The organism is uncultured Chitinophaga sp., from assembly GCF_937874145.1.
In the GTDB taxonomy this organism is placed as follows: Bacteria; Bacteroidota; Bacteroidia; order Chitinophagales; family Chitinophagaceae; genus Chitinophaga.
This window is the reverse complement of sequence record NZ_CALNBI010000199.1, coordinates 1-13,293: the sequence shown is the minus strand read 5'-3', so window position 1 is coordinate 13,293 and position 13,293 is coordinate 1. Positions and strand designations below refer to the sequence as shown.

Genomic DNA, 13,293 nt, shown 5'->3' with positions numbered 1-13,293 from the left:
AAGGAACGCTGGAACAGGGCTTTTGAAGCTGCTGAAGAACTGATAAATACCGGATGGTACAACCTGGTTGAAAACAATGCCACACCGGGCAGAGGGTTCTACGAACTGTTCATCACCCGCAAAAACGCCGAATACATTTTCCCGGCCATGGCCGGATCCAACCGCACGATGGAAGCCAACTTCCTCCCCCGTTCCCGCAACGGAAACGTGAACGGTTGCCCGAGCCTGAATGCAGCCAGGCGGTTCGGTACCAACAAGGGCCTGCCCATCACCGATCCCTCATCCGGGTATAATGCGGCCGATCCGTTCAAAAACCGCGATCCCCGCTTCACCTACACGATCCTCAATAACGGCGACAAATGGCGCACCAACGCCAGCGGCACCGCCACCACCGTTTGGACGCACATCGGCGCGGAAACCGACGGCGTGGACGCCAGCCTTGTGTACACCGGCATGTTCTTCCGGAAATTCTGTAACGAAACATCCACCGCCAACGCCGGCACCAACACCGACCGTGTAATGCCCATCATCCGCTTCGCCGACATCCTGCTCATGCACGCTGAAGCCGCGATAGAAAAGCCCACACCCGATTACGCCGCCGCGGCGGAAGATATCATCCGCATCCGCAAACGTGCCGGCATCCAGCCCGGTGCTGATAACCTGTATGGACTGAAAAACGACAATACCGTCGAATACTGGCGCGGGATCATCCGCAACGAGCGCGCCGTGGAACTTTGCCTGGAAGACTCCCGATTCTGGGATGTCCGCCGCTGGAAAACGGCGCCGGTGGAACTGAACACCACGATCATGCGCCTCATGATCACCAAAGTGGCCGATAACCAGTTCACTTACGCGGAAGCGCCGGTGGATAAAAACCCGATCCGGGTGTTCCAGCCGCATCACTACTTCTTCCCACTGCCCATGACCGAAGTCATGAAAAACAGGGAGATGCTGCAGAACCCCGGCTACTAAGCCTGCTGTCACATCCAAACATAAAAAAGACCGGCTCCCCAGGGATGCCGGTCATTTTTATTTTACAACAGCAGTCAGTTTTTCGATATGGATTGATGCGCCTGGCCCCAGGCATCGAGGGCTTTGATCACGGGTTTTAGCTTGAGGCCGATGGGCGTTAGCTCATATTCCACCCGCGGCGGGATTTCCGCGAAAACGGTGCGCTTCACGATCCCGTTTTCCTCCAGCCTGCGTAACTGCAGCGTGAGCATGCGTTCGGTGATGTTGGGCATGCATTTCCGGAGCTCACCGAACCGCAACTTCCCCTTCAACAGGTAACAACAGATCGCCAGCGACCATTGGTTGCCGATGATCCCGGCCGCATATACCTCGAAACACTCCTCCGCCATCTGTTTACGGTTGGCGTAATTGGTCGAAGTTTCCTTTATTCTAGCCATTACTTACCTTTTTTATAGTACCGTACAATTAGCGGCCAATATACAAAATCATCGTGACCTTCGTAATTTGTACCGTACAAATAAACCGCCCGGAAATGAAAACACTCGTGATCGTAACCCACCCCAACATCGAAACTTCCGTCATCAACAAAAGATGGATCGCCGAAATGCAAAAGCATCCGGATCAATATCATATCCATGAACTTTACAAAGCTTACCCCGACGGGAAGATCGACGTCCCGCGCGAGCAGGCCCTCATCGAAGCGCACGACCGCATTATCTTCCAGTTCCCGTTTTACTGGTTCAGCAGTCCGCCCCTGCTGAAACAATGGCAGGACGAAGTGCTGACCTACGGCTGGGCTTACGGCAGCAAAAGCGGGTACAAAGCCGGCGGCAAAAAGATCGCGCTGGCCATTACCGCGGGAATCGACGAGGACGAATACCAGCCCGGCGCGAAATACAAATACACCCTGCAGGAACTGACGCGGCCCTTCGAGCTCACGTTCGAATACATCCGGGCCGATTACCGGGGCTTCCATGCTTTTTACGGCATCGAACTGAACGCATCTGAAGCCTGGATCGACAGCAGCGTAGCGCCTTTCATGGATTTCCTGGAATCCTTTGCGGACAAAAAAAAGCCCGCCTCATGTGAAGCGGACTTTTGCTTATAGTGTTGCGGCCATCAGGATGCGGGCGGTACTTTCACCGCCTGCCGGCCGATGAGTTTCCAGTCTTTCCCTGATTTCACCCACACAGTCATCACATGGAGATGTACTTTCCCGGGTTTGCCGCCGTCGTTGGTATCGCCTTTCAGCGTATGCCGGACGATGGCCGTATTGCCGGTAATGACGATCGTTTGGTCAGAAAGCTCCATCGTCACGAAATCCCCTTTCCCGCTTACGAGATAATCCACGAACTCCGCCCTGTTTTCCAGGCGGGCGTTGGAATGGCCGTAAGTGAGTGCGGGACCGGTCAGCGCTTCCAGCGCGGTTTTATCGGCGTCCAGCATGGCGGCGCGTAGTTTGGAAACGGCCGCGGCCACGTCTTTTTCGTCTTTGGATTGCGCCTGCGCAAACTGGCAACAGGCCAGTAGCACAAAAAGGGATAGCAGTTTTTTCATGTTTTCATATTTGTGGAAGTCTCATCAAAATACAAAATCTTCCACATAAAAATCATTCCGGCGGGAAGTTGAAGGGCATCCATTGCGGGAGTGCCGACAAATCCTTCTCCACAGCGTCGCTGATGGGAATGCCCCATTTCTCGAAGAACGGCGCGATGTTGCGGCCGCTTACTTTAGAGAAGGTGCTGGCCCAGAGGTCGCGTTTTTTCTGATCACCGCGCGCATATGCACCCGTAGGATCGGCGACTGCGAATGCCTGGTATTCGCGGAAGAACTTCTTATACGTTTCCCAGCCGAAGGCTTCCTGCAGCTGGCGGAACATGATGAGGCCGAGGAAGGGATCTTTCTGCCATTTGGCGTACTCCGGCCCTTCGGCAAAGTATTTTATCATGGCCGAGTGCGTTTGTTCGTTGGAAACGCCGGTGTGGGCGTCGTCGCGGCCGCCGCAAAGGCGGTCGAACATGTACAGGGAAAAGAAATTGCAGCTCACTTCCGTGGTGCCGCCGAATACCCAATCGTAATTCTGCATATTATGGCCGATTTCGTGGAAGAAGCCCCAGTTGGCGCCGCCCTTGCTGCCTTTCATCAGCTTTGCCGGGTCTGCGATCACATCGGCCGACAGCATATTCCGCGAGGGCGAATGATGGATCATGATGGGATACCCGCTGTGCATGAACCCTCCGCCGATGTGCTCGTCGATCACCATGCGCTGCGGCCGGTAAAAAGGCTGGGGAATCTGCGCCAGCTCCATTTCCCCGCCCACAATCAAGTCCCACAGTTTGAGCACATAATCCGGGTCATTTACTCCCCGCAGGATGGAATCAGGTATGGTGAGGACTACTCTATCGGTAGCCAGTTCTCCCCAGGGTGCTTTGCTTTCGGCCAGTTGTTTTGCCCAGTCTTCCGGCGTGGTTTTACCGGCGATGAAGAGCGGCGCTTTCACGGCGCGGGAGATTTTCACCGGTGCCGACCAGGAATCGGATTTGGGGCCTGCGGTAACGTAGATCAATCCGCCGAAAGGCGATGTGATACGGGTGGTTTTCTTGCGGAGGGTATCTACCCGCACGATATCGGGCAGGCGCCGCCAGTCTTCGCCGCCAGCCACCCATTGGTTCAGGTTGTCGGAATGCGCCCCGATCTGGAGACAGATGTTTTTATCGAGCAGTTCTTCGGCTATCGTTACCTCGATATATTCCCCCGCCACCGCGTACAACCCGGTGCTGTACATATTATTGCGCCAGGGCTGCGAAAACCGCAGGGTGTTGACCACGGGCGCCAGGGCGTCGCTTATCTTTCTGTGAGTTATCGTAACGGTTTCGGACACACGTACCGCGCTTTTGTCTACACTCCCGGGAAATACGGCTGCGGAAGGATGCGCCGGGATTTTGGCGTAATCCGTGGAGGCGAGTTGGGCTTTGCTCCAATCGCGGACGGCATTGCGCATGTCCTTGTCTTTTACGGAAAGCCGGTTTTCCGGCGTAATGAGGAGCTTGTCCGGCGTGAGCTGTTGCGCGCCGGCAGACAGTGCGGCACATAACAGTGCGCAGCAGAATGAGGTTTGCCTTATCATAAGAGTAGTTAACTTTCAGGTAAGATAATAAGCAGCGGCATCGGTTGCATTTTTTTCCGGATGAGCGGCAAAAAAAACCGGCCTCCCGATATGGGAAGCCGGCGTATGGCACAGCAATTCAGGAAAATCAGATTTTAGCGAAGGCCTGCGCCAGGTCGCCCTTGATATCTTCGATATGCTCGATACCGAGGGAGATGCGCAGCAACCCGGGTTCCACGCCTGCCTTGCGTTGCTCTTCTTCGCTGAGCTGCTGGTGGGTAGTGGTGGCGGGATGGATGATGAGCGTTTTGCTGTCGCCCACGTTAGCGAGGTGGTAGATGAGTTTGAGGCTCTGCACCACGGTGTCCGCCGCGTCTTTACCGCCTTTCACCTTGAAGGAAAGCACGCCGCCGGCGCCTTTTTTCAGGTATTTTTTGGCTACTTCATGGTATTTGTTGCCGGGGAGGCCGGGGTAGTTCACGAATTCGACCTGGGGCTGCTTTTGAAGCCACTCGGCCAGGGCCTGGGTGTTTTCGATGGTGCGGTCGACGCGCAGGCTGAGGGTTTCCACGCCCTGCAGGAACAGGAATGCGTTCTGCGGCGACAGCGACGGGCCGAGGCTGCGCAAGCCGGTTACCCGTGCGCGGATAATGTAGGCGATGTTGCCGAACGGGCTATCCGCTCCGAACACTTCCCAGAATTTCATGCCGTGATAGGCTTCGTCGGGCTCGCTGAACTGGGAGAACTTGCCGTTGCCCCAGTTGTAGTTGCCACCGTCCACGATCACGCCGCCGATGCTGTTACCGTGGCCGCCGATCCATTTGGTAGCTGCCTCCACTACGATATTGGCGCCGTGTTCCAGCGGGCGGAACAGGTAGCCGCCCGCGCCGAAGGTATTGTCGACCACGAGGGGAAGGTCATGTTTTTTGGCGATGGCGCTGATGGCTTCGAAATCAGGGATGGCGAAGCCGGGGTTGCCGATCGTTTCCATGTATATGGCTTTGGTCCTGTCGTCGATGAGGGCTTCGAAGCTGGAGGGATTATCGAGGTCCGCGAAGCGCGCTTCCACCCCTACCCGCTTGAAACTTACTTTAAACTGGTTGTAAGTGCCGCCGTAGAGATAGGAAGAAGTCACGAAGTTGTCGCCCGGGAGGAGGATATTATGCAGGGCGATGAACTGCGCCGCCTGTCCGGAAGCCACTGCCAGCGCGCCTACGCCGCCTTCCAGGGCCGCGATGCGTTTCTCGAACACGTCGGTAGTGGGATTCATGATACGGGTGTAAATGTTGCCGAACTGCTTCAGCTGGAAGAGGTCCGCCGCGTGGGCCGCATCGTCGAACGTATAGGAAGTGGTCTGGTAAATGGGGACCGCCGCTGCGTGCGTGGTGGGGTCAGGCTGGTAGCCTGCGTGCACCTGGAGCGTTTCAAAACGTAAGGAGTTGTTTGACATGATGTATGCTTTTTGTAGTCTACAAAGTAGCTAGACTATTTTGATTATCAAAATAAAAAAGAAGAAATCATCCCGTTCGTCAAGCCGGGTTGGCGGAACATCAAAGGCTTTTGCGCGGCAGCGGGGGATTTGCGTGTTTTGGGGTGTGGAAGATATTTCATCATTAAAACAATACCCATGCAACACAAAATCCTTTCCGGCGCGGTGATGGCCCTGCTGGGCCTGTTCGCCGTCGTTTCCCTGGGGGCTGGCCGCGGGACGGACTCCTTCAAGGTGTATCTCAACAATAAGCTGATCCACGAGCAGTACGTGGAGGAAAAAGTACCGCTGGACCTGCTGCAGCTCGATGAAAGCAATATCAACGACCGGCTGACGTTCCATTACAGCCACTGCGGGCGCATCGGCACGGGCCGGAAGCTGGCCGTGAAAGATGCGGCGGGGAAAACGCTGCGCGAATGGAAATACGCCGATGCGCAGGGCAAGCAATCGGGTATGGCGATACCGGTGAAGGAAGTGCTTCAGCTGCGCCAGCAGAATGTTTCCTTCTTCTATACCGCCACCGAGCTCCCGAAAGGGCAGCAAATGGCCTCCTTCCGCCTCCATTCTTCAACTACTTCCTGGGTGCCCGGCGAACCGGTTCTGGCATTATTGTGCTAGATTTAGGGTATGTCGCGTACGTACCGAATCCGTAAAACACAGGAATTGCCGGTTAGATTGGACAGGGCCTGGGAATTTTTCAGCGACCCTTCCAACCTGCAGCACATCACACCGCCCCGGATGGGCTTCACCGTTGTCAGTGAGCCGCATCAGGGGCGGATCTATGCCGGCCAGATCATCGAATACCGCCTCAAACCTTTGCTGGGCATCCCGATGTACTGGATGACCGAAATCACCCGGGTAGAGCCGGGCAAGATGTTCATCGACGAACAGCGCTTCGGCCCCTACAGCTTCTGGCACCACCAGCACCACTTCGAGCCCCGGGGCGAAAGCACCCTCATGACCGACATCGTACACTACCGCATCCCGCTCGGCTGGCTCAGTCTTTATTTTTGCTTCGGCTGGGCGGCTTCGCCAACAGCCTGTTCGTTGGCCGCCAACTCAGCCTGCTTTTCGATTTCCGCACCACCGCCGTAGAACAATTACTGCTAAACAAAGGCGGCTAATGCTGGCATTTTCAGAATGAATTGAGTACTTTAATGGCCCTTAGTACCAGAAAAACTGAAAGTATGCTTCGTTCCCTGTTGGCTTTGTCCCTACTTGCCTGCGCTCCGGCCTTCGGCCAGGATGTGGTTCCGCAGATGCACACCCGCATTTTCGTCATGGAAACGCCGAATGTCCCGGAAGTCCACGCTTCCACCATCGTAGAACTGGATAAGGACCGGCTCATGGCCGCCTGGTTCGGCGGCACCCAGGAAGGGAAAAAGGATGTGGGCATCTGGACTTCCGTCTACCAGGATGGCGCCTGGAGCCAGCCCGTGGAAATCGTTAACGGCGTGGTAAACGAAAACCTCCGCTATCCCAGCTGGAATCCCGTATTGTTCAAAACGAAAGCCGGGAAACTGTTCCTGTATTATAAGGTAGGGCCCAACCCGCGCGAGTGGTGGGGCATGATGATGTACTCCACCAACAACGGGAAGTCGTGGAGCAAACCGGAGCGCCTGCCCGGCACCATGCTGGGGCCCATCAAAAACAAGCCCTTCCAGCTGGAGAACGGCGACATCCTCTACCCTACCAGCACAGAAAGCGTGGATAAGAACATCTGGAAGATCCACCTCGAAAAATCAGATAAAAACGGCCGCAACTGGACGCACATCGATATCCCCAACGATACTTTCCAGGCCATCCAGCCCAGCATCCTCCGGTACGGGCACGACAGCCTTCAACTCCTTTGCCGCAGCAAAAACAACGTGGTGGTGCAATCCTGGTCGGCCGACAACGGTAAATCCTGGAGCCCCGTGACCGCCACTTCCCTGCCCAATCCCAATTCCGGCACCGACGCATTGACGCTGGCCAACGGCTACAAACTCATTGTATTCAACCCCACCCAGCGCGGCGATAAATGGTCGGACGGGCGCGCCAAACTTTACGTCGCCATCAGCCGCGACGGCCAGGAATGGAAAAACGTTGGCATCCTCGAAAACGGGGATAAAGGCGAATACAGCTACCCCGCGGTGATCCAGGGGAAAGACGGGCGCATCCACATCACCTACACAGCCGACCGCAAGAATATCCGGTACGTGATGATGCGGCTGGAGCCATTGACAAGAGAATAGATTGTAATGAACCGATAAGCGGACGGCGCATTTTCCTTACGGAAGGTGCGCCGTTTGCATGATAGGGTTACCTGCGGAACGACGGGCTTTGCCTCGTGCTTTTCCAGCGGTCCTTTATTTTCCACAGGGCGCGGAGGTAACATGCTACGACACGACCGCCTCCGACCATTGTTTGCGGATGCGGAAAGAGTTGATGATGACGATGACCAGCACAGCCGCATTCACCATCGTGTTACCCACACCTGCCACCCTATCCATATTGTTTGTAAAATGCCCCACGAGGGAAAAGATGCTTAGTAACAGGGATATGATGAGAAGCGGGATGCCCATGGTAATGGCATGCTTCCATTGAAAGCGGTAAAGGACGCAAATAATGAGCGCCAGGCCCGAAACCAGAAAATACGCCGCGTACACCAGGGTTACGATGGGGTTGCCCATGCTGTCCGTTTCAATTATATCTGTGTACAGATATATCCGGCCTATGCCCCAGAGTTCCCTGAAGTGCGTGAAAATGAGTACGGTAAGACTGATTTTGAACCAGGTGGGCAGCAATTCAGCACGGGTAGCTACGTGGCTGACGTCTTCGTCGTGCAGAAGATCCTCGGGAGGGTGCTTATCGTGCATAGCGATCAGGTATAAGGGATGTTGCGGAACTGAAGTTACACAATTACGACTTCAATTCCCATATCCTCGAGCAATTTTACCATGTGTTCGGAGATGCCTTTGTCGGTGATGATCTGGTCTACTTCTTCGAGCCGGCAGATGCGCCCGAAGCCGCGTTTCCCGAATTTGGAGGAATCGGCCAGCACGATGGTTTTTTGCGCGGCGCGGATCATTTGCTGGTTGAGGTGGGCTTCGGCGATGCTGGTGGTGGTGAGGCCAAACTCGACATCGATGCCGTCGACACCCAGGAAGAGTTTGGAGCAGGAGAAGTCTTCCAGGATTTTTTCGGCGTAGGGGCCGGCTACGGACGAGGAATTATTGCGGATGACGCCGCCGAGCTGCACGACTTCAATTTCATGATAGCGGTTCAGTTCGAGGGCTACGTTCAGTGCGGAAGTGATGATCATGAGCGGGCCCCTGGGCTGGATGTGCTTGGCCAGGGCCAGGACGGTGGTGCCGGAGGCGATGATGATCGCATCGCCGGGAACGATGAGGGAAGCGGCCATTTTGCCGATGCTGTGCTTCTCTTCTCGCTGGATCTTCTCTTTTTCGTTGACGGGCTTGTCGTTCGTATAGGGGTTCTGGATAGTGGCGCCGCCATGGGAGCGGTAGAGCAGGGATTTATCTTCCAGCAGCTTCAGATCCTTTCGGATCGTTACACCTGAAACATCCAGTTCTTTACACAATTCCACAACATTCACGTATCCTTTTTCATACAATCTGCTTAAAATGAATTTGTGCCGCTCCGCGATATTAATCATTGACATTGGGTATTTATATTTCGGTTAAACGTAGAATTTACGGTGCCGTTCAATTGAAAATCAATCTCTTTTCCTCCGATAGCTGTTTGGCGATCTCCTAAAATACGGCAGTTTTTCCGAATTCCTTACAGTAGTTCTGCCGCGTAAGATAGCTTAATATTTTATTAACCCAGCGAAATCAATCACTTACATCACCCAACTTCCACCCGTAAATCTTTAAACGGCCGCGATCCGGCTTTCCGTGTGGCGCCTGCAGGAAATTTCAATATTTAGTTTCAATTAGTTTGCTTTTGTTTTATTTTTATTAGTTTTGAAGCGAAACGAAACAACACAAAAGCCAAAATCGATATATAACAAAACACTGATACAATCATCCAGGTAAAAATGAGCGTACCACGTTTGCAGGTCCGGAGCGTTCCGGGCCGGTATATCATCAACCAAAGCAGACCACTTAAAAAAACACGTTAAAACTCATGCAAATGAAGCTTGTCAAACGATCCCTCCTTCGCGGGCTCTTCGCCCTCGGGATCTTCTGCACCGCGACTGCGCCGCTTTCCGCGCAGGACGTGCCCCTTACCGGGAAAGTCACTTCCGCCGCAGACGGCACTCCCCTCATGGGCGTCAGCGTCCAGATCCAGGGAACATCCAAAGGAACCGCCACCGACGTCAGCGGCGAATTCAAAATCTCCGCCCCTGTTGGCGCTACCCTCAAATTCTCCTTCATCGGCCACCTCCCCTTCGAGTTGAAAGTGAGCAAAGCCGCCGCCATTAATGTGCAGCTGCTGGAAGACGTCCAGAAACTCAACGAAACCGTGGTCGTAGGGTACGGCACCAAGAAGAAAGCCACCCTCACCGGCGCCGTTTCCATGCTCGACGCGGCCCAGATCGAAAACAGGCCCGTCACCAACGTCTCCAACGCACTCTCCGGAACACCCGGCCTCTTCGTAAACCTCGGCAACTCCCAACCCGGCGTCGACCGCTCCACCATCCGCATCCGCGGCGTTGGAACGCTCAACAATAATAACCCGCTGGTGCTGGTAGACGGTATCGAATATTCCATGGACGAGCTCAACCCGAACGATATCGAGTCCATCTCCGTCCTGAAAGACGCGGCGGCCGCCATTTACGGTTCCCGCGGCGCCAATGGCGTTATCATGGTCACCACCAAGAAAGGGAAAGGCAAATCCAAAGTGAATTACGGTTACTACCGCGGTCTACATAAAGCCACCTTCCTCCCCGACGCCATCAACGACCCGATCGTATACATGCGCACCAAAAACCAGGCGCTTCTCAACATCGGCAAAGCCGCGGAATATTCCGACGCCAATATCAAGGAATACGAGGAAAATATGGCGAAAGACCCCTTCACCTATCCCGCTAACGATTGGTATAAAATCGCCGTAGACAATGGTTCTATTCAGAAACACGATGTCAGCATCTCGGGAAGCACTGAAGAATACCAATACCGCCTCTCCCTCGGTTTCCTGGACCGCGATGGGATCATGTTCGGCCCCGCCAACCATAACAAAAACTACTCCGTTGGCCTGAATGCCTCCATGAACGTGACCAAACGCCTCAAAGCCGGCATCACGCTGGATGGCTACTACCGCAATTACACGCAGCCTACCTACAATACTTTCTGGCAGGCCATGAGCCGTACGCTGCCCATCCTCACCGATACGCTGGCAGACGGCCGCTACGGCAACTCCTGGATGCGTACCGAAGGGCGTAACAACTGGGAACATCCCCGCCTGCACGCCTACGGCGCCCTCACCACCAAGCTGGTGCAGCGTTTCCTGGCCACCGTGTTCGCGGAATACCAGCTGCCGTTCGACATCAAATACACGATCAAGTTCGGTGCAGACAAATACGACGGGCTGCTGACCACCAACACGCCCCGCCTCCAGACCTTCAACCCGAAGACCGGAGCCGCCACCAACTGGAACTCGCCCGCAACGGCGCCACGCAACGCCAAAACGGATGAAAACGACCTGGTGATCCACTTCTATAACACCCTCGACTGGAATAAAACCTTCAACAAACACCTGGTGAAAGTGATGGTGGGTTCCAGCTACGACAACTTCGACAGGGACCAGTTCAATGCCAGCATGACGGGCTATCTCGACAATACCATCACCGCACTCAACGGCGGCCTGGTTTGGAACGGCACCGGCGGCAATACTACGCGTGACGTGCTGATGTCTTACTTCGGCCGCGCCGAATATGAATACGACGAAAAATACCTGTTCGAATTCACGATGCGCGCAGATGGTTCTTCCCGCTTCACAAAAAAACACCGCTGGTCCAGCTTCCCTTCAGCGTCCGCTGGCTGGCGCATAGACAGGGAGCCTTTCTTCAACAGCAAATTCGTAAACCAGCTGAAGCTCCGTGTTTCGGCAGGCGCTTTGGGCAACCAGGCCGCGGATTTATATAACAACTACCCCACCGTGGCGCTCGGTCAGGACTACAGCTTCGGCGGCACACGGGTTCCCGGCGCGGCAGTGACCGGCGCGGTGGATCCCACCATGCACTGGGAAACCGCATACACTTACAATGGCGGTGTGGACCTCAACATCTGGAATAACCGCGTGGGCGTTACGCTGGACGCATATTTAAGGCGCACCAATGATATCCTGTACCGGACCAATCTCCCCGCACAGGTAGGCAACCTCGCCGGCCCGATCCGGAACATTGCCACGGTAGACAACAAGGGTATCGAACTTACGCTTCAATACAGGAACAACTTCCGCAGCCTGAATTATAACATCTGGGGAAATGTCTCTTATAACAAGAATGAAGTGGTGAGCGTAAATGACGAGAACCGGATTTCGGGCAGCACCATCACCAAGGCGGGCTACGCGATGAACTCGTTCTATGTTTTACAATCCGACGGTTACTTCCAAAACCAGGACGAAATCGACAAGCATGCTGAACAGCCCGGCAATCCCCGTCCCGGTTTCATCCGGTACAAGGACCAAAACGGCGATGGCGTGATCAACGGCGACGACCGTGTGATCGTGAACGCATCCGGCATCGTTCCGAAATACAACTTCTCTTTTGGATTCAACCTGGACTGGAAAGGGATCTCGCTGACTTCCGCCTGGCAGGGCGTGGCCGGCATCAAAGTGTATCCGCGCGCCAACCTGGCCGTTCCCTTCAACAACGGCGCCAATGCCACCTGGGAATGGACCCGCGACACCTGGACGCCGGAGAACCCGAACGCCCGCCTGCCCTTGCTGACCATCGGCGACCAGGCCAACTTCACGCAGCTGAGTGACTTCTGGCTGCGCAGCGGCAACTACCTGCGCCTTAAAAACCTGCAACTGGCCTACTCCATCCCGAAATCGCTCATGGACAGGCTGAAAATGACGAAGATTACCGTTTACGCCAATGCTGAAAACCTGGTTACCATCAGCAAGTACAAAGACATGGACCCGGAATCGCTCGTCAACAGAAACGATTTGTACACCTACCCGATGATGAAAACTTTCACCGCGGGTGTTAACGTAACCTTCTAATCCATATTAAAAACGATACAATGCAACAGTTGAAAATATGGGCGCTCGGAGGAATGATAGCGGTCGCGGCTGCCGCCTGTAATACATCGCTCCTCGACGTGAATCCCACCGACAGATATCTTCAAAATACTTTCTGGCAGAACATGGACCAGGCAAACGCCGGTCTGAACGGGTGTTACAGCATTCTCCGCAACGACGGCATCTACGGCGGGAAAGGCTCCAACAACGCCACGCCCCTCTGGGAAGAATGCGCCACGCCTAACCAGTACGGCAACACGATGAACTTCGGGACGATGGCCCGCAGCGATCACAGCGCCGCCACCGGTGGTATCATCACTGCCCGCTGGGCGGATGCTTACGGCGGGATCGGGCGTTGCAATACATTCCTGGATAATGCGGCTTCGGTGCCTGGCATGTCGCAGGCCAACCTGGAGCGCATGAGCGCACAGGCCCTGTTCCTCCGCGCCTTATACTATTCGTTCCTCACCACCTACTATGGCGACGCGCCGCTCATCCTCCACACACCCGATCCGAATAAAGACGGCACGCT

The 13,293-nt window shown here is 55.0% G+C and carries 13 protein-coding genes; 7 read left to right on the top strand and 6 right to left on the bottom strand.

Features of this window, described 5'->3' with window-relative positions; translation table 11 throughout:
* Positions 1–972, top strand: a 972-nt coding sequence (locus Q0510_RS09385) for a RagB/SusD family nutrient uptake outer membrane protein (RefSeq protein ID WP_298710345.1), incomplete at its 5' end; no start/stop codon positions are given.
* A 74-nt stretch (positions 973–1,046) separates the two neighbouring features.
* Here the strand turns inward: Q0510_RS09385 and Q0510_RS09380 are convergent.
* Positions 1,047–1,409: a helix-turn-helix domain-containing protein gene (locus Q0510_RS09380; protein WP_298710343.1), complete on the bottom strand. Its 363-nt coding sequence runs from the start codon at positions 1,407–1,409 to the stop codon at positions 1,047–1,049.
* A 95-nt stretch (positions 1,410–1,504) separates the two neighbouring features.
* On the opposite strand from Q0510_RS09380, the gene Q0510_RS09375 reads away from it, so the two are divergent.
* Positions 1,505–2,080 carry an NAD(P)H-dependent oxidoreductase gene (locus Q0510_RS09375; protein ID WP_298710341.1) on the top strand — a complete coding sequence of 192 codons (576 nt, stop codon included), beginning with the start codon at positions 1,505–1,507 and terminating at the stop codon, positions 2,078–2,080.
* Between the two features lie 11 nt (positions 2,081–2,091).
* Here the strand turns inward: Q0510_RS09375 and Q0510_RS09370 are convergent, their stop codons facing one another.
* From Q0510_RS09370 to Q0510_RS09360, 3 genes are all read right to left on the bottom strand, one after another.
* The gene (locus Q0510_RS09370; RefSeq protein ID WP_298710339.1) at positions 2,092–2,529 is read right to left on the bottom strand and encodes a nuclear transport factor 2 family protein; all 438 of its coding nucleotides are present in this window, start codon (positions 2,527–2,529) and stop codon (positions 2,092–2,094) included.
* A gap of 52 nt (positions 2,530–2,581) precedes the next feature.
* Complete coding sequence (locus Q0510_RS09365) at positions 2,582–4,099, bottom strand: M60 family metallopeptidase (protein ID WP_298710337.1); 1,518 nt, start codon at positions 4,097–4,099, stop codon at positions 2,582–2,584.
* A gap of 127 nt (positions 4,100–4,226) precedes the next feature.
* Positions 4,227–5,528 (bottom strand): O-acetylhomoserine aminocarboxypropyltransferase/cysteine synthase family protein, encoded by a 1,302-nt coding sequence (locus tag Q0510_RS09360; RefSeq protein WP_298710335.1) that lies wholly within the window; start codon positions 5,526–5,528, stop codon positions 4,227–4,229.
* A gap of 177 nt (positions 5,529–5,705) precedes the next feature.
* Here Q0510_RS09360 and Q0510_RS09355 point away from each other — a divergent pair, with 177 nt between their 5' ends.
* The 3 genes from Q0510_RS09355 (at position 5,706) to Q0510_RS09345 (ending at position 7,801) form a co-directional block, all read left to right on the top strand.
* Complete coding sequence (locus Q0510_RS09355; RefSeq protein ID WP_298710333.1) at positions 5,706–6,185, top strand: hypothetical protein; 480 nt, start codon at positions 5,706–5,708, stop codon at positions 6,183–6,185.
* A 45-nt stretch (positions 6,186–6,230) separates the two neighbouring features.
* The gene (locus Q0510_RS09350) at positions 6,231–6,662 is read left to right on the top strand and encodes an SRPBCC family protein (protein ID WP_298710331.1); all 432 of its coding nucleotides are present in this window, start codon (positions 6,231–6,233) and stop codon (positions 6,660–6,662) included.
* Positions 6,663–6,754: 92 nt separating this feature from the next.
* A complete protein-coding gene (locus Q0510_RS09345; protein WP_298710329.1) occupies positions 6,755–7,801 on the top strand; it encodes an exo-alpha-sialidase in 1,047 nt (348 codons plus the stop codon).
* A 144-nt stretch (positions 7,802–7,945) separates the two neighbouring features.
* Here Q0510_RS09345 and Q0510_RS09340 read toward each other — a convergent pair whose 3' ends face one another.
* Together Q0510_RS09340 and Q0510_RS09335 are read right to left on the bottom strand one after the other, a co-directional pair.
* Positions 7,946–8,425, bottom strand: a complete 480-nt coding sequence (locus Q0510_RS09340; protein ID WP_298710327.1) for a hypothetical protein — start codon at positions 8,423–8,425, stop codon at positions 7,946–7,948.
* Between the two features lie 35 nt (positions 8,426–8,460).
* On the bottom strand, positions 8,461–9,231 hold the full coding sequence (locus tag Q0510_RS09335; protein ID WP_333863797.1) for a DeoR/GlpR family DNA-binding transcription regulator: 771 nt from the start codon (positions 9,229–9,231) through the stop codon (positions 8,461–8,463).
* 473 nt (positions 9,232–9,704) lie between these two features.
* Here Q0510_RS09335 and Q0510_RS09330 point away from each other — a divergent pair, with 473 nt between their 5' ends.
* Both Q0510_RS09330 and Q0510_RS09325 read left to right on the top strand, forming a co-directional pair.
* Positions 9,705–12,743, top strand: a complete 3,039-nt coding sequence (locus tag Q0510_RS09330; RefSeq protein WP_298710324.1) for a TonB-dependent receptor — start codon at positions 9,705–9,707, stop codon at positions 12,741–12,743.
* A 20-nt stretch (positions 12,744–12,763) separates the two neighbouring features.
* The coding region (locus tag Q0510_RS09325; protein WP_298710322.1) for a RagB/SusD family nutrient uptake outer membrane protein at positions 12,764–13,293 on the top strand (530 nt) is incomplete at its 3' end.